Here is a 16,939-nt window from a genome sequence, read left to right as displayed (position 1 = left end):
GGCGTGAACTGTCCGGCCTGGTTCGTTTTTTGTCAAAGGCGTAAGAGGCCGTAGGACGGCGTACGAAGGCGAAGGCGACGGGAGAGCAGGGCGGAGGCGAGCCGGAGGACGAGGCGCTGACGAGGCGGCAAGGACGCGGTGATCGACGGCGCGCCGGTGCGGCGGCGGGCGGCGGCGCCGGCTTGCCTATTGAATTGGCCGCGAGCCCGGGCCAAGGATGCGCCATGGCCGATCCCGTCCACGCCCTCGCCCGCGCTCTCCAGGCGGCGATCACCGCCGCGTTCGGCGTCGAGCACGCCGCCACCGATCCCTCCCTGCGCCGGTCGAGCCACGCCGATTACCAGGCGAACGCCGCGATGGCGCTCGGCAAGCGCCTCGGCAGGCCCCCGCGCGAGGTCGCGGCGGCGATCGTGGCGAAGCTCGAGGTCGGCGGCATCTGCCGCAAGGTCGAGATCGCCGGCCCCGGGTTCGTGAACCTGACGCTCGACGACGCCTACCTCACGGGCGAGCTCGCCGAGACGGCGGGCAGCGGGCGGCTCGGCGTCGCGCCCGCGGCGCAGCCCGAGACGGTGGTCGTCGACTACTCGGGCCCGAACGCCGCGAAGGAGATGCACGTCGGCCACCTGCGCAGCACGATCATCGGCGACGCCCTCGCGCGCGTCCTCGAGGCGCTCGGCCACCGCGTCATCCGCCAGAACCACCTCGGCGACTGGGGAACGCCGTTCGGCATGCTGATCGAGCACATGCTCGACCTCGGCGAGGCCGCCGCCGCCGAGGAGCTCTCGGTCGGCGATCTCGACGCGTTCTACAGGCAGGCGCGCGCCAAGTTCGACGGCGACCCCGCGTTCGTCGAGCGCTCTCGCCAGCGGGTCGTGCGGCTCCAGGGCGGCGACGAGCCGACGCTCGCGCTCTGGCGCAAGCTCGTGCGCGAGTCGACGCGCTACTTCGACTCGGTCTACCGCCGGCTCGGCGTGACCCTGACCGAGGCCGATTTCGCCGGGGAGAGCTTCTACAACCCGATGCTGGCCGACGTCATCGCCGAGCTCACAGGCAAGGGGCTCGCGCGCGAGAGTGAGGGCGCCCTGTGCGTCTTCCCGGCCGGCTTCACGGGCAAGGGCGGCGAGCCGCTGCCGCTCATCGTGCGCAAGCAGGACGGCGGCTACGGCTACGCGACGACCGACCTCGCGGCGATCCGGCACCGCCTCACGACCGTCGGCGCGCAGCGGCTCGTCTACGTCGTCGGCGCGCCGCAGAGCCAGCACTTCGCGATGGTCTTCGCGACCGCGCGCGAGGCGGGCTGGCTCAGGCCGCCCGCGCGCGCCGAGCACGTGGCCTTCGGCTCGGTGCTCGGCGCCGACAAGAAGATGTTCAAGACGAGGAGCGGCGACACGGTGAAGCTCTCGAGCCTGCTCGACGAGGCCGTGGAGCGCGCGACGAAGGTGGTGCGCGAGAAGAACCCGGAGCTCGACGCCGAGGCGGCCGGCGCCGTCGCGCGCGCGGTCGGCGTGGGCGCGGTGAAGTACGCCGATCTCTCGAGCGACCGGATCAAGGACTACGTGTTCGACTGGGACCGGATGCTGGCGTTCGAGGGCAACACGGCGCCGTACCTGATGTACGCGCACGCGCGCATCCGGTCGATCTTCCGCAAGGGCGGCGTCACCTCGGCGCGCGGCGCCGAGTTTTTGCTGGGCGAGCCGTCCGAGCGGGCGCTCGCGCTGGAGCTGCTCCGGTTCGGCGCGGTGCTCGAGGACGTGGCCGCCACGCTCCAGCCGCACCACCTGTGCGGCTATCTCTACGAGCTCGCCAGGTCGTTCACGACGTTCTTCGAGTGCTGTCCGGTGCTCAAGGCCGACAGCGAGGCGCTGCGCCGCTCGCGCCTCGCGCTGTGCGACATCACGGCCGGGGTGCTGGCGAAGGGCCTCGGCCTGCTCGGCATCGAGGCGCCCGAGCGGATGTAGCGCGCCGCCTGTCGTGCCCGGGGTCTGCGCGCGGGCTCGGCGCGGGACCCGTGGCAAAGTACAGGCATGATGGAACGACTGTCTTCTCTCCCCGGGGTCGCGGCGCTGGGGGCGCTCGTCGCCGCGCTCGGCTGCTCGGCGGTGGCAGGCTCGCCCGCGCAGCGCGGCGCGGACGACGAGCGCGGCCCGGGGTCCTCGGAGGCGGGTGACGAGGACGGCCCCGGCGGGCTCGACGCGCCGGGCGGGCCGGGCATGGGCGGCGGCGCCCCTGGCCCTGTCGCCGACCCCCACGCGGACGGCGACGGCGACGGGTTCACGCCAGCCGGCGGCGACTGCAACGATGCGGATGGAAATGTGAACCCCGGCGCGATCGAGGTCGAGGTGACGGAGCCCGACGCGAGCGGCCAGGTGCCCGCGCCGGCGGACGAGGACTGCGACGGCGTTGTGGACAACGTGGCGCCGCCCTGCGACGAGGGGCTCGCGCTGGAGGACTTCGATCCGATGAACGGCGCGCGGGCGATCGACCTCTGCGCCGTCGCGTCCCCCGAGGGCGGGCGTTGGGGTGTGCTGTCAGCGCGGTACGTCCGCGGGGACGGCTCGCCTGCGGAGCGGTCGCCGTCGGTCGGGCTCTTCGACGGGTTCGGCCCGAACGTGAACGTGCAGGGCGGCGCGCGCCTTCTCGCGCTCTCGACGGGGCGCGCTCGCCTGCCGGACCACCCGGACGCCTGCTGGTCCGAGAGCTGCTCGAGCTACGGCCCTGGCCACGCGCCGCCCGGGTTTCCTCAGGACAACCCGGACTGTCCACCTTCCGATTTCATCAACGACGACATCGGCCTCGAGGTCGTCCTTCGCGCGCCGAGGAACGCGACGGGTTACGAGTTCCTCTTCAAGTTCTATACGTACGAATATCCGGAGTGGGTCTGCGAGGACTTCAACGATCAGTTCGTCGCGCTGGCCACGCCGGCGCCTCCGGGGTCGTACAACGGCAATCTCTCGTTCGACGAGGAGGGCAGGCCGGTCAGCGTCAATATCGCGTTCTTCGATGTCTGCGACGGATGTCCGCGCGGCTCTGGCGAGCTCGCGGGCACGGGGTTCAGCCCGCGCCACGACGGCGGTACCCGATGGTTGAAGACCCGGGCGCCGGTGCGCGGCGGCGACGAGATCACGCTCCGGTTCATCCTGTTCGACACGGGCGATGAACGCTTCGACTCCACCGCGCTCATCGACGGGTTCCGCTGGATCGCGACCGGTGGGACGGTGAGCCTGGAAACCAGGCCAGCCGAGGAGCCACGTTGAGCTCGACGCAGGGTGAGCTCCTCACGCCGGATCGGCCGCGCTCGTTCAGCCGGCCGCGCTGAGCCGGCCGCGCCGGGCCTCTGGATGCTCCCCCCGTCGCGGGGGTCTCGTGCGGAGTCGCGGGCGCGAGATCCGGTGACCTCCTCGGCGCTCTCCGCGCTACCTGCAGGTCCGGCACGCGCCCCCGCAATCCACGTCGATCTCGCTCCCGTTCAGGATCCCGTCATCGCAGGAAGGCTCCTGGCAGACACGCTCCCTGCACACGCCGGACGCGCAGTTCTCCCCGGCGAGGCACCCTTCTCCCGCGGGGCAGAGCGGGCACGAGCGGGTGCCGCAGTCGACGCCGGTCTCGAAGCCGTTCGCCACGCCGTCCACGCACGTCGGGGCCTGGCAAGCGCCGAGGCGACATACGCCCTCTTTGCAGTCGAGCCCCGTCGCGCACGCGGCGCCGAGTCGGCAGGGCGCGCATGAACCACCGCAGTCGGTGTCGGTCTCCCCCTCGTGATCATCGGTGATGCCATTGCTGCAGTGCGGGGGGACACATGCGTCTTCCGTGCAGGTCCAGCCCTCGGGGCACTCGTTGCAACTCCAGATCATGATGGCCCCATCCTCCCCGCACGAGAGGAAAAGAGGCGCGGTCAGCCCCAATGCAATGACGCGTCGAAGCATGGTGCTCGCTCTTCTTTGTAGTTGATGGTCTGGTGACGTCGACAGTACATCAAGCACGGCCACCAAGGGCGCCGATCTGGCCGTTTGCGCGCGGATTTGTAGCATTCCGGATTGTCGTTCCAGATTGCCAAATAATCGACATGGGGAGATCTGCCCGGGGATCCGACGCCAGGAGACGCCTGGATCGGACGCGGGGAGAGCGCGGATCCGGAGCTCCGACGCGCGGAGATCGGACGTGCCTAGTGAGGACAGGGTAGGGGATCTCGTGGACGCGAGACGCGCCGCCGCACCGGCCGTTCTCTACGGATTCGACGTGAGCGCGACGCGCGCGCGGCCGACTTGGCCGCTCGGCGCGCGCCCGGCGTGGCGGGGTGGAGGCGTGGTGGAGATGGTGAAGAGGGGTGCTGTGAGGGCGCCTCGGCGCCGCCCCCAGCTGAGCGCGGCGCGCGCCTCGCGCGACGCGCTCAGCTGCGGGCGGCGTCGCGGCGGGCCGCGACGAAGGAGCGCACGCAGAGGGCGACGTAGCCCGCGGAGAGCACGGCCATCAGGGACTGGGCGATGACCGCCGCCGGGCGGTCCACGTCGCCGCCGGAGAGCAACGCCGGCAGCCTGGACAGGCCGCGGGCCGAGCCGAGGGCGCCGAGGACACCGACCAGCGCCGACGCGTGCATGGCGTGCATGCGGTACTTCTCCTGCCTCGCGAGCAGGCCGAGCCCGATCGAGACAGCCCCGAAGCCGGCCGGGATGAGCGCCGTCGGCGCGCGCGTCGCCGCGAAGCCGCCGACGCCGAGCGCCGTGAGCAGCGCTCCGAAGCTTATGGTCACATTCGACATGCTCGCCATGCAGAGCCTCCTTGTCAGGAGCCCCCGGGATACCGCGCCCGGCGCGCGCCCGCCACCGCTGCCGCACGCGCCCCCGTGCCGCGGCGGGCGGCGCGAGCGCGAGGACCACCCCGGCGAGCGCGCGGAGGCCGCGCCGCCCAGCCCGCCGCGCCGCGCTGCCGGAACGCTGCGGGCGGCGCGCGGCGGCGTGGTTAGAATCCGCCCCCATGCTCGGCCTCTCTCGCCTGCGGGAAAGCTTCGCCTACACCCCGCGGACGCTCCGGCTCGTCTGGCGCTCGTCGCGCGCGGCCAGCGTCGCGCTCGGCGCGCTCACGCTGACGGCGGCGGTCCTGCCGCTCGGGGTGGCCTACGTGGGCAAGGCGATCACGGACGCGGTGGTCGCCCGCGACGAGCGCGCCGCGCTCGTGTGGGTCTCCGTGGAGCTCGGGCTCGTGGCCGCGCTCGCGCTCGCGCAGCGCGGGCTCGCGCTGACCCGACAGCTGCTCGGCGCGCGGCTCTCGATCGACATCCACGCGATGATCCTCGAGAAGGCGCTCTCGCTCGACCTGACCCATTTCGAGGACTCCGAGTTCTACGACCAGCTCACCCGCGCCCGCCGCGAGGCGTCGTCGCGCCCCGCGTCGGTCGTGACCGAGAGCTTCTCGCTCGTGCAGAACCTCATCACGCTCGCAGGGTACGCCGTGATGCTCGTGGGGTTCAGCGCCCTCGCGGTGCTCGCGCTCCTGCTCGCGGCCATCCCCGCCACGGTCGCCGAGGCGCGGTTCTCGGGCGCGGCGTTCCGTCTCCGCAACTGGCGATCTCCCGAGGCCCGCCGGCTGAATTACCTCGAGTACGTGCTCGCCAATGACGGCCACGCCAAGGAGGTGAAGCTCTTCGGGCTCGGGCCGATGTTCCTCGAGCGATACAGGGCGCTCGCCGCGTCGTTTTACCGGGAGGACAGCGCCCTCGCGGTCCGCCGCGCCGGGTGGGCTTACGGCCTGTCGCTCCTCGGGACGGCCGCGTTCTACGGCTGTTATGGTGCCATGGCGCTCGGCGCCGCGTCAGGGCGCCTCTCGCTCGGCGAGATGGTGCTTTACGTCGCCGCCTTCCGGCAAGGCCAGCAGGCGTTCCAGGCCGTCCTCGCCGGCGTCGGCGGCATGTACGAGCACAACCTGTACATGTCGAATCTCTTTCAGTACCTGAGCATCCCGACGAGCGCGCCACCCGCGCTTCCGGACGTCGCGCCAGCGCCCTCGAACGGCGCGCCTGCGTTCGCGGGCGGCGGCGGGCCAGCGCCCGCGGACGGCGGGCCTGCGCCCGCGGACGGCGCGCCGGCGCCCTCGAGCGTCGCGCCTGCGCTCGCGCGCGCAGGCGCCGGTGAGCGGGGTGTGCGGTTCGAGGGCGTCGGTTACCGGTATCCTGGCCAGCCGCGCTGGGCGCTCCGGGGGGTCGACCTCTTCATCCCGAGCGGGCAGAGCCTGGCGCTCGTCGGGCACAACGGCGCGGGAAAGACCACCTTCATCAAGCTGCTCACGAGGCTCTACGAGCCCACCGAGGGGCGCATCCTGCTCGACGGCGAGGATCTCCGCGCCTGGGACATCGACGCGCTCCGCCGGAGGATCGGAGTTGTGTTTCAGGACTTCAACCAATACCAGCTCACGCTGCGCGAGAACGTGGGGCTCGGCAGCCTCGATCACCTCGCGGACGAGCCGCGCATCGCGCGCGCGGTCTCCGAGGGGGGCGCGGACGAGGTGGTGGCCGCGGTGCCGAGGGGCCTCGACGCGCAGCTCGGGCGCTGGTTCAAGGACGGCGTCGAGCTGAGCGGCGGGCAGTGGCAGAAGATCGCGCTCGCGCGCGCCTTCATGCGCGAGCAGGCCGACATCCTCGTGCTCGACGAGCCGACCGCGGCGCTCGACGCCGAGGCCGAGCACGCGGTCTTCCAGCGGTTCCGGTCGCTCTCGCGGGGGCGGACGACGATCGTCATCTCGCACCGCTTCCCCACGGTGCGCATGGCCGACCGCATCCTCGTCCTCGACGGCGGGCGCATCGTCGAGGAGGGCACCCACGACGAGCTCGTCGCCCGCGGCCAGCGCTACGCCCGCATGTTCGCGCTCCAGGCCGAAGGATACCTGTAGAGCTCGAGCGGGCTCTGCCTGCTAGGCTCCGCGCATGCGCGACACGCTCCCCAAGGAGGTCGGCCAGGCGATCCACATCCTCCGGAAGCTTCGCGGGCTCAGCATGCAGGAGTTCGCCGAGCGCGCCCAGCTCTCGGCCACCTACCTGCGGCAGGTGGAGCGCGGCGAGCGGGATCTCGGGCTCGGCGCGCTCGGCCTCATCGCCCAGGGCCTCCAGTGCGATCCGCGCCTCCTCTTGCCCGGCGACGGGCGCAGCCCGGTCGCGTCCGTCGTGGCAGAGCTCTTCGACAAGGCGCAGGAGACGCTCCAGAACGCGATCCTCTTTCTGCTCATGGAGCCTGACGATTCGCCCAGGAAGCAAGCAATGCTCGCCCTGGCCAGCGAAGATCCCGAGCGCTCTCGCTCGGCGGCAGCGCCCAGGTCGCGCCCGCCGGAGCGCGCCGTTCCAGGGCGCGCGTCACCGCCCTCGAGCCGTCGTTCCGGGAAGTGAGCAGCCGTCGTTCCGGAGAGTGAGCAGCCGTCGTTCCGAAGAGTGAGCAGCCGTCGTTCCGGAAAGGGAGCGTGCCGTCTCGCGGGCCCAGGGATCCCGGTCTGCCCTGGCGACGGCTTCCGCGGGCCTGAGACGTCTGTTACGCTCGCGGTCAAGCGGTGAACCGATATTCCCCGAGCCGTGTCCGGGGGTGTCATGGACTCGAACCTCGTGCCGGAGGTCCGACGCAGTGAGCAGAATCTTCTGGGCTGATCCAACATCGCGGCGCGCGCCCGCTCCTCGAACGTGTCTCTCCTTGCGCGCAGCAATCGAAGCGGCCGTGTCCGGCGGCCAGTCCGCGGCGAGGGTCTCATGGTGATCCTGGGCCAGGAGTTCGCTGGCTACACCATCGTCGCCAGCCTCGATTCGCCCGCTCCCGCCGAGGCCTATCGCGCGCTCGACGCGGACGGTCGCGAGGTGATCCTGTATGTCCAGGAGGACATCGCGCTCGACGCCGCCGCGTTCCGCGATGAGCTCGAGAGGCTCCTCTCGCTGTCTGCGGCCCTGCACGGCATCGTGCCTGTGCTCCGGGGCGGCATGGAGGGCGACGCGGGCTGGGTGGCCGCCCGGCCGAGCGACGACCCCACCGTGGAGGAGCTCTTGCCCGGGCTCCGCAACGTCGCCTACGAGCTCGCCGTCGACGTGGCGCGGACGCTCGGCGCGGCGCACGCGCTGGGCCTCGTGCACGGGGATCTCGGCCCTCACACGGTGGTGATCTCCGGCCAAGGGGCCGCCGTCGTCAGGGCCTTCGGGCTGCACCGCCTGTTCGGGGCGCCGGCAGACGCCATGGAGGACGCCGCGCGCTACCGGGCGCCGGAGCTCTTCGACGCGCGCGCGATCGATCGGCGAACAGACATCTACGGGCTCGGGATGCTGCTGTATTGCGCCCTGGCGGGCCGGCGGCCGTTCGAGGGGCGCGACGATCTCGACGTGTGCGCGCTCGACGAGGTGCCCCCGCCGATCGAGGGGTTGCCGTCCCAGGTCAACGAGGCGCTCGCGCGGGCGCTCGCGAAGGATCCCGACGCGCGTTTCCAGACGGTCCAGGAGCTCATGACCGCCGTGCGGCCGCTGCTCCTCGCCGACTCGGCGCCGCGCGCGGGGGGCGCCCCGCTGCCGCTCGAGCCGCCGCCGGACACCGAACGGAGCGCGCCTGCCCCCGCGTCACGAAACACCCTGCCCACCGGGACGCTCCCCCCCGAGGCCATGCGGCACCCCGTGGTCCAGATCGCCGCCCCGCGCTGGCGCCGCGGCGCCCTGCGGATCGGCGGCGCGCTGCTGATCGTCGCGCTGACGAGCGCCGCGGTCGCCGTACCCCTGAGCTCTTACATCGCCCGACGCGGGGCGCCGCCCCCGGGCCCCGCCGAGCCCTCGACGTACATCAGAGATTCAAAAAATAACCCGGAGCTGATCCCGCCGGCGCAGTGCGACCCCGGCGTCCCCGAGGCGGTGCGACCCGCCGTCGAGAGGCCCGTGCTGGGGTCCCGGGCGACGCGCCGTCCCGCGCCCGGTTCCATGGCGACGACGCCGGCCGCGGACGCCGGAGGACGCCCTCGGCAGCGGTGGTACGGCGACCAGCTCTTCTGAAGCCTCCCGCAGGCGAAGCCCCCAGCGGGCTCCCCCAGCCCGGCTGGCAAACGACACCCCGGCGGATTGGGGCCGCCGGGGCGTCTGCATCACAGGCCTCGTGCCGGAGGCCTGGACGCATGGCCAGCCTACCAAAAGCATTCCGTCGATCGATCGAATTTTCTCACATCGTCGACAATTTTTCGCCGGCCGGCAGCGTCGTCTCGTCCGTCGGTGCGAGCGAGCCGGGCGTGGCGCGGGCCCTTTCGGGCCGGCGCGCCGGCTCAGCGGGGCTGGCTCTCCGTCGGAAGCGGCTGGAACACGTTCGCGCGGTACCACCGGAGCTCCTCGATCGACTCCCGGATGTCGTCGAGCGCGCGGTGGATCTCGCGCTTCTTCGGCGCGGAGCGCGCCGGGTACCAGCGGCGCACGAGCTCCTTCAGCGTGGAGACGTCCACGATGCGGTAGTGGAGGAAGGAGAGGAGGCGCGGCATGTAGCGCTGCAGGAAGGCGCGGTCCTTCCACACGGAGTTGCCGCACAGCACGGCCGTCCCCTCGTCGCAGTGCGCCTCGAGGAACGCGCGCGTCTCGGACTCGGCGTCGCCGACGGAGAGCGTGGAGGCGCGGATGCGCGCGAGCAGCCCCGACCGGGCGTGGAGATCGCGGACGAAGTCGCTCATCCCCGCGAGCACCTCCTCGGGCTGGTGGATGACGAGGCACGGCCCCTCGGCGACCACGGTGAGGTCGGGCTCGGTGACGATCGTCGCGATCTCCACGATCGCGCACGAGCTCTCATCGAGTCCCGTCATCTCCAGATCGACCCACACCATGCGCTGCGACCGGTCCGTCATCGGCCGCGAGCATAGCCGATCCGCGGCGGTGGAGGTCCACCGCGACCCGCTGCGAGCGGGCTGCCCGGGGAACGGGTCGTGTGCTAAGCACGGGCCGGACGCCTGGGGGCTCGGAGGCCTGTCATGCGAGACGTTTTCATCGTGGATGCCGTTCGCACGCCGCGCGGGCGCGGCAAGGCAGGCAAGGGAGCGCTCTCCGGCGTGCACCCCCAGGAGCTCCTCGCGCAGGCGCTCAACCGCCTCGCCGAGAAGACCGGGATCCGCAAGGACGACGTGGAGGACGTCGTCGTCGGGTGCGTGACCCAGGCGGGCGAGCAGGGGGCGTGCATCGCGCGCACCGCCATCCTCGCGGCCGGCTGGCCGGACGTCGTGACCGGCGCGACGGTCAACCGCTTCTGCGGCTCGGGCGCGCAAGCGGTCAATTTCGCGGCGATGGGGGTGATGTCGGGCCAGCAGGAGCTCGCCGTCGGCGGCGGCGTCGAGAGCATGTCGCGCGTGCCGATGGGCTCGGACGGCGCGCCGCTCGACGGCAACAACCTCGCGCTCCGCGAGAAGCTGGCGATGGTGCCGCAGGGCATCTCGGCGGACCTCATCGCGACGATCGAGGGCTTCTCGCGCGAGGACGTCGACCGCTTCGCGCTCGCGAGCCAGCACAAGGCCGAGCGGGCCGCGCGCGAGGGGCGGTTCGCGAAGAGCCTCTTCACGGTCGTCGATCGCGACGGCAAGCCGCTGCTCGACAGGGACGAGCACCCGCGGGCCGGGGCGACGATGGAGGCGCTCGCGAAGCTGGAGCCGGCGTTCAGCGGCCTCGGGGCGACGCCGATGGGCCCCCGCGGCGAGACCGTCGACGAGCTCGCGCTCGTGCGGTACCCGCAGGTGAAGGCGATCCAGCACGTCCACACGGCGGGCAACTCGAGCGGCATCGTGGACGGGGCGGCCGTGGTGCTGCTCGCGTCGGGCGACTACGTGAAGGCGCACGGGCTCAAGCCGCGGGCGAAGCTCCGCGCCGCGGCGACGGCCGGGGCGGAGCCGGTGATCATGCTGACGGCCCCGGCGCCCGCGTCGGAGCGCGCCCTCAGGAAGGCGGGGATGCAGGCGCGCGACATCGATCTCTGGGAGATCAACGAGGCGTTCGCGGCGGTGCCGCTGCAGACGGCGCGCAAGCTCGGCATCGATCTCGACCGCGTCAACGTGAACGGCGGCGCGATCGCGCTCGGTCACCCGCTCGGCGCGACCGGGGCGTGCCTCATCGGCACGGCGCTCGACGAGCTCGAGCGCGAAGGCAAGGCGACCGCGCTGATCACGCTGTGCATCGGCGGAGGGATGGGCGTGGCGACCATCATCGAGCGGGTGTGAGCCGCGCCGGCGCCGCGATGGGGGTGCCCGACGATCCTGGGAGCTCCGCCCCCGAGCGCCCGCGCGGGCGCGGCGCGGGGCACGACCACCCTCACGATCACGGGCACGACCATGATCACGGCGACGCGCGACATCACGGCGACGCCCGGCGTGACGGCCACCGCGATCGGCACCACGACCACGACCACGACCACGACCACCGGCGCGCGCCGCTCCGCCGGCTCGTCGCGGCCTTCGCGCTCACGACGTCGTTCCTGCTCATCGAGGCGGCGGTCGGGTGGTGGTCGAAGAGCCTCGCCCTCCTGGCCGACGCGGGCCACATGCTCGCGGACGCCGCGGCGCTCGGGCTCGCCATCATCGCCCAGCGCATCGCGGCGCAGGCGCGGACGCGCGCGCGGACGTATGGCTTCCGGCGCGCCGAGGTGCTCGCGGCGTTCGCCAACGGCATCGCGCTCGGGCTGACGGCGATCTGGATCTTCATCGAGGCGGCCCGCAGGTGGCGCGAGCCGCAGGCGGTGCACGCCGAGGCGCTGACGATCACCGCGGCCATCGGGCTGATCGTGAACGTGGTCTCGGCGCTGCTGCTCTCGACCGGCGAGCACGGCCACAACATCAACACGCGGGCCGCGCTGGCCCACGTGCTGTCGGACGCGCTCGGCTCGGTGGGCGCGATCGCCGCCGGGGTGCTCATCCTGGCCTTCGGCTGGACGCGGGCCGATTCGGTGATCAGCGCGGCCATCGGCGCGCTGGTGCTCTGGGGCGGCTGGCGGCTCGTGCGCGACACGTCGCGCGTGCTCATGGAGGGCAGCCCGATCGAGATCGACCTCGCCGACGTCGAGCACACGATCCGGAGCGTGCCCGGCGTCGTCGACTTCCACGACCTGCACGTCTGGTCGATCTCCGACGGGTTCAACGTGCTCACGGTCCACGTGGTGCTCGCCAGGGGCCACCACGGCACGGACGTGGCCGCGGCCGTGGCCCGGCGGCTCCGCGAGCAGCACGCGCTGGAGCACTGCACGATCCAGCCCGAACCCCTCCAGGAAGAGCGCCTCGTGACGCTCCGGCGCCCGGGCGCCCGGGCGCAGCGCGACGACGCGCCGGCGGGCGACCGCCGCGACCCGTAGCGGGGCGGGCGCCCGGCGTCACACGCCGCACGCGACGTTGCCGCGCTGGAGCCCCGCGAGGCGCGCGTCCTCGAGCGCCTCGGCCTCGGCGAGGAGCCACCGGAACATCGCGTTGCCGATCGCCCGCTCCTTGCGCGTGTTGAACAGCCAGACGGCGGCGTGGCACACGTCGGCGTGGAGCTTGGGGAACGCGAGGCGGCGGAACTCCGTGCCCGCGAGCTCGGCCGCGGCCTCGTACTGCGCGCGCAGCGCCGTCCACTCGCGCCACTCCGCGAGCGCGGGCAGCTCGCGCTTCTCGTCGACGCGGCGGCGCAGGGCGTCGCACGCGATCTCCACCTCCGACAGGAGCTCGTCCCGGAGGCGCCGGCGCGTGCGGCCGATGGTCGCGCCGAGGTCGTCCCACTCCGCGAGCGGCACGCGCGCCGCGCGCAGCGCCGCCGCGAGGTCCTCCTCGACGGCGCGCGCGAGCGGCCCGAGCGCCGCCTGCGCGCCCGAGGCGCCGAGCGACAGCGCCCGCTCGCGGAGCTCGGCCTGGGCGCGCTCGTCCTCGAGCGCCGCGTCCCACGCGCCGCCGAGCCGCCGGAGATCGTCGCCCGAGACCTTGCCGCGCGGCCGGAGCAGCAGCGTCGCGTGGAGCAGCACCGCCCGGCTCCACAGGTCGCCCTCGGCGACCTTGCCGGCGCGCGGCTCGGGCTCCTCCGGCTCCGGGCGGGGCGCGCCGTCGCCCGCGGCGAGGGCGCGGCGCAGGAGCGGGAGCGTCGCGCGGCGCCGGGGCGCGGCGAGCCAGCGCAGCCAGAGCGCGACAGCGCCCGGCGCGCTCACGTCGCCGAGCAGCCGCGCGGCGGCCGCGCCGAGCAGGGCCGTCGCCCGGCCGCCCCCGTCGGCCGCGCGCTCGACGACGGCCGCCCAGTCGCCGCGGGCGGCCGCCTCGGCGGCGAGCCAGCCCGCGGCGATGCGCCGGGCCTCGCGGGGGCAGGCGCGCTCGTCGAGGCAGGCGACGCTCTCGAAGAGCGCCCGCGCGCCCTCGATGTCGCCGCGGTAGGCCGCGAGCATCGCGCCGGCGGCGATGCCAGCGCCGCGCAGCGGCTCCGTGCCCGCCGCGGCCGGCCCGCCGTCGCCACCCCGCCCCGCGCCGCGGCGCTGGCCGGTACCCTCCAGCAGGTCGCCGAGCCACGCCTCCGCCGCCGGATCCGGGCGCCGCGCGCGGCAGAGCGCCCACGCCGCCGCGAGCGCCGCGCCGCCGCGCGGGTCGGCGGGCCACGCGAAGAGCGAGCGCCTCGCGGCGGCGTACGCCGCGCGCGGCAGGCCGAGCGGGATGAACACGTGCCGCGCGGCGAGCCAGGGCCCGAAGAGCGCGAGGGGCGGCGCGAGCACGAGGAGGCCAGCGAGCGACCCGCGCGGGACGGTGGACACGAAGAGCACCGCGAGCACGCCCAGGAGGATGCGCGCGAAGGTGCCGCCGAGCGCGTGGTCGTCGGTCGCCCTCTGGGCGGCCGTCCGCCGCTCGACGAGCAGGGGCACGACGATGACCCCGGTCGCGACGATGAGGACGGCCATGAACGCGAGGGCGAGGTGGAGCATCACCGCGCCCTCCAGCCAAGGGCCGACAGCGCCTCCGGCCACGGGGCGCGCGGGTCCTCCCCGGGCGGCTCCGGCGGCGGCAGCTCGCCGAGATCGTCGTCGAGGTCGTCCTCGGGCGGGGGCCTCGGATCGAGCCGCGCCCAGACCTCGTGCGCGAGGCGCCGCTCCGGGTCCCGCAGGGCCGCCATCGCCTGGCGCACCTTGTCGGCCGTGCGGACGCCGGGGCCGACCGGCGTCGCGTACGTCGCGGCGCTCGCGAGCTTCAGCTCGAGCATGCCGAGGAGCTTCTGCCCCTCGCGCTCGACCTCCGCGCGGCTCGCGCTCGGGCGCAAGCCGAGCACGTAGAACGGGTTGTCGCGGAGGCGGCCGAGCGCGTCGTCCATCACCGCACCCCGGACTCGTGCCCCAGCCTGCGCTTCTGCGCGTCGACCGGCAAGAGGCGCCAGATCTCCTCGGTGATCGCCCGGAGCGCCGTCGTGTCGCCGCGCTCCGATGCGCTGCGACCGTCGCGCACGAGCTTCTGCGCGCGCACGAGGTCCGAGGCCTGGTGCGCCTCGGAGGCGGCCTCCTCGAACATCCACACCCACGCCTTCGGGTGCCGCTGGAACGCCGCGCTGCTCAGGTTGCGGACGAGGCGGAGCTGCCGCTGGAGCTCGACCTGGCTCTTCTCCGCGCGCGCCCGCGCCACCCCCTGCGCGGCCTCCTCGAGGAGCGCCTTCTCGGTGCCCGACCCGAGCTGCGAGATCCACACCGACGCGTTCGCGACGGCGGCCTGGGCCTCGGCCTCGAGCTCCGGCCAGCGCCTGTCGGCCTCGGCCTGCTCGAGGAGGACGTCGAGATCGAGCAGCGCGCGCCGCGCCTTCTGCCCGGCGTCGGCGTCGCCGCCGCGCGCGGCGGCCACGTCGCGCTCGACCTCGGCGAGCGCGCACTCGACGTAGGTGACCTTGCCGAGCGCGTGCGGCTCGTTCCTGCGCAGGGCGCCCTCGCGCACCGACGCGAGCCGCGCGCGCATGGCGGCGAGCGAGGCGTCGAGCACCTCGGGCGCCGCCTCGGGGACGAGCAGGTGCGCGACGCGCTCGAACACGAGCCCCTGCGACGGGATCAGCGCGCGGGCCGAGAGGTGCCCGCCGCGGTCGAGCTCCAGCGTGAGCTCGATCGCCGAGCCCGCGGGCAGCGTCGCGGTGAGCCCGCTCCCGTCGATCTCCAGCGCGCCGACGACGCGGCAGAGGTGGGCGACGTCGAGCTCGCCCTGGACGATCGGGATCTTCAGCACGCACGCGCTGGAGCCCTTCGGGACGCTCTCCACGCTGTGGTGAACGAACGTCCGCCGGGCCGGAAGCGGCGCGCCGCGCTCGAAGTAGACCCGAACGGTGTTGTCCGCGAGCGCGACCCCGATGGTGCGCGACAGCGGCGGGTCGCTGATCGTGAGCCCCTGGACGATGGTGATCGACTGCGGGTGCACGGGCACCCGCGCGCCGCCGGCCGCGAGCCCCTCGACGCGGAAGACGTTCGGCCGGCGCGGGAGCAGGTCGACGGTGACGACGAACGCCCCCTCGGCGTCGAGCGGGGCCTCGGCGCTCGTCCAGCCGTCGCCCTCGCGCGCGAGGCGGATCCGCTCGGGCGCGGGCCCCGTCCCCTCGACGACGCGGCCCACGACGTGCGGCGTCAGGTCGGACGACATGGCCGGGTACTGGAGCCAGAGCCGGCGGCCCTCCTCGCTGGCGCGCGCGCCGGAGGAAGAGGCCCGCGCGTCGAGGCCCGCCGTCGCCGCGTAGATCGCGGCCCCCTGCGCGACGAGGGTCATCGGGTCGAGCCCCTCGCCGAAGGGCGCGCCGAGCGCGTCCCGCACGCGCGCCCGGAGCGCCGGCATCACCGTCGGCCCGCCCACGAGCACGACGCGCGCGAGCTGCGACGCGTCGAGGCCGTGCGCCGCGAGGAGCCGCCGGCAGACCTCGATCGAGCGGTCGATGATCGGCGCGCAGAGCGCCTCGAGCGTCGACCGCTGCAGCACCAGGTCGACGTCGACGGGCGCGCCGTCCACCTCGAACGCACCGGGGAGCGCGAGCGACGCCTCCTCGGCGCGGGTGAGCTCGATCTTCACCTCCTCGACGGCGAGCTTCAGCTTGCGGAGCGCGGCGGCGTGGCGCGGGTCGGCGCGGCTCACGGTGACGCCCTGGGTGCGCGCGATCTCGGCGAGCGCCCAGTCGACGATGGCCCAGTCGAAGTCGCGCCCGCCGAGGAAGTTGTCGCCGTCGTGCCCGACGACGCGGAGCAGCCCGTCGCGCGTCTCGAGCAGCGACACGTCGAAGGTCCCGCCGCCGAGGTCGTACACGAGCCAGCTCCCCGTCGACTCCTCGGCCGTCCAGCCGGCGGCGAGCGCCGAGGCCACCGGCTCCTGGATCAGCTCGACGCGCTCGAACCCGGCGCGCCGCGCCGCCTCCGAGGTCGCCGAGCTCTGGGGCAGCTCGAAGAGCGCGGGCACGGAGATCACGGCCGCGGCCGGCAGGGCGCCGAGGTGCTCGGCGACGTCGGCGCGCAGCGATCGGAGCACCTCGGCGGCGAGCTCCTCGGGCTTCTTCGTCACCCTGGCCGCCGCGAACTCGATCGGCTGGGCCGTGCCCATGAGCCGCTTGAACTCCGCGCGGGTGTTCTGCGGGTCGCTCTCGAGGAACCGCCGGGCGCGCGCGCCGACCGTGACCGTCCCGCGCGCGTCGATCCGCACGACGCTCGGCGTGAGCGTCGCGCCCTGGGAGTTCCTGACGAGGGTGACCTTCTCGCCGTCGAAGGCGGCCGCGGTCGAGTTCGTGGTGCCGAGGTCGATGCCGACGTAAAGCGGGCGTGCAGCCATCGCGTGCAAGGATACACGCGCGGAACGTCGGCCGCCCGGATGAGCCGCAGGCGCCGGTGCGGCGGAGAACAACGGGCGATCGGCGAGCGCCTGCTCGCCGGGAACCGTGAACGTGAACCGCGCGCGGACATACCCTGGAGCCCAGGAGCTGACGGACCAGCGCGGCGCGAGCCGGCTCACGGAGGCCCTGGCGGAGCTCGATCGGCTC

General features: G+C 73.8%; 13 protein-coding genes. 7 read left to right on the top strand and 6 right to left on the bottom strand.

The window, feature by feature from the left end; translation table 11 throughout:
- Window positions 1–224: 224 nt before the first annotated feature.
- A complete protein-coding gene (gene argS / locus WMF24_RS39515) occupies window positions 225–1,958 on the top strand; it encodes an arginine--tRNA ligase (RefSeq protein WP_437732627.1) in 1,734 nt (577 codons plus the stop codon).
- 66 nt (window positions 1,959–2,024) lie between these two features.
- Window positions 2,025–3,254, top strand: a complete 1,230-nt coding sequence (locus WMF24_RS39510; protein ID WP_437732626.1) for a choice-of-anchor L domain-containing protein — start codon at window positions 2,025–2,027, stop codon at window positions 3,252–3,254.
- Window positions 3,255–3,413: 159 nt separating this feature from the next.
- Here the strand turns inward: WMF24_RS39510 and WMF24_RS39505 are convergent, their stop codons facing one another.
- Together WMF24_RS39505 and WMF24_RS39500 are read right to left on the bottom strand one after the other, a co-directional pair.
- Entirely contained in the window at window positions 3,414–3,851 is a 438-nt protein-coding gene (locus WMF24_RS39505) for a hypothetical protein (RefSeq protein ID WP_437732625.1), read from the bottom strand.
- A 536-nt stretch (window positions 3,852–4,387) separates the two neighbouring features.
- Window positions 4,388–4,765, bottom strand: a complete 378-nt coding sequence (locus WMF24_RS39500; RefSeq protein WP_437732624.1) for a hypothetical protein — start codon at window positions 4,763–4,765, stop codon at window positions 4,388–4,390.
- Window positions 4,766–4,971: 206 nt separating this feature from the next.
- On the opposite strand from WMF24_RS39500, the gene WMF24_RS39495 reads away from it, so the two are divergent.
- The 3 genes from WMF24_RS39495 (at window position 4,972) to WMF24_RS39485 (ending at window position 8,992) form a co-directional block, all read left to right on the top strand.
- Window positions 4,972–6,879 (top strand): ABC transporter ATP-binding protein, encoded by a 1,908-nt coding sequence (locus WMF24_RS39495; RefSeq protein WP_437732623.1) that lies wholly within the window; start codon window positions 4,972–4,974, stop codon window positions 6,877–6,879.
- Between the two features lie 34 nt (window positions 6,880–6,913).
- The gene (locus tag WMF24_RS39490) at window positions 6,914–7,369 is read left to right on the top strand and encodes a helix-turn-helix domain-containing protein (RefSeq protein ID WP_437732622.1); all 456 of its coding nucleotides are present in this window, start codon (window positions 6,914–6,916) and stop codon (window positions 7,367–7,369) included.
- Window positions 7,370–7,720: 351 nt separating this feature from the next.
- A complete protein-coding gene (locus tag WMF24_RS39485) occupies window positions 7,721–8,992 on the top strand; it encodes a serine/threonine protein kinase (protein WP_437732621.1) in 1,272 nt (423 codons plus the stop codon).
- 263 nt (window positions 8,993–9,255) lie between these two features.
- Here WMF24_RS39485 and orn read toward each other — a convergent pair whose 3' ends face one another.
- Entirely contained in the window at window positions 9,256–9,822 is a 567-nt protein-coding gene (gene orn, locus WMF24_RS39480; RefSeq protein ID WP_437732620.1) for an oligoribonuclease, read from the bottom strand.
- A 123-nt stretch (window positions 9,823–9,945) separates the two neighbouring features.
- Between orn and WMF24_RS39475 the strand changes: the two genes are divergently transcribed.
- Window positions 9,946–11,178 (top strand): acetyl-CoA C-acetyltransferase, encoded by a 1,233-nt coding sequence (locus WMF24_RS39475; protein WP_437732619.1) that lies wholly within the window; start codon window positions 9,946–9,948, stop codon window positions 11,176–11,178.
- Window positions 11,175–12,302 (top strand): cation diffusion facilitator family transporter, encoded by a 1,128-nt coding sequence (locus WMF24_RS39470; protein WP_437732618.1) that lies wholly within the window; start codon window positions 11,175–11,177, stop codon window positions 12,300–12,302. Before WMF24_RS39475 ends, WMF24_RS39470 begins: the two co-directional genes overlap by 4 nt.
- An 18-nt stretch (window positions 12,303–12,320) precedes the next feature.
- Here WMF24_RS39470 and WMF24_RS39465 read toward each other — a convergent pair whose 3' ends face one another.
- The 3 genes from WMF24_RS39465 to WMF24_RS39455 are packed head-to-tail and all read right to left on the bottom strand — an operon-like array spanning window position 12,321 to window position 16,731.
- A complete protein-coding gene (locus WMF24_RS39465) occupies window positions 12,321–13,886 on the bottom strand; it encodes a hypothetical protein (RefSeq protein ID WP_437732617.1) in 1,566 nt (521 codons plus the stop codon).
- A complete protein-coding gene (locus WMF24_RS39460; protein WP_437732616.1) occupies window positions 13,883–14,266 on the bottom strand; it encodes a hypothetical protein in 384 nt (127 codons plus the stop codon). Before WMF24_RS39460 ends, WMF24_RS39465 begins: the two co-directional genes overlap by 4 nt.
- Complete coding sequence (locus WMF24_RS39455) at window positions 14,266–16,731, bottom strand: Hsp70 family protein (RefSeq protein WP_437732615.1); 2,466 nt, start codon at window positions 16,729–16,731, stop codon at window positions 14,266–14,268. Before WMF24_RS39455 ends, WMF24_RS39460 begins: the two co-directional genes overlap by 1 nt.
- Window positions 16,732–16,939: the final 208 nt, after the last annotated feature.

The organism is Sorangium sp. So ce1335, from assembly GCF_051521615.1.
Taxonomy (GTDB): domain Bacteria; phylum Myxococcota_A; class Polyangia; order Polyangiales; family Polyangiaceae; genus Sorangium.
This window is presented reverse-complemented; position numbering and strand designations above follow the sequence as displayed.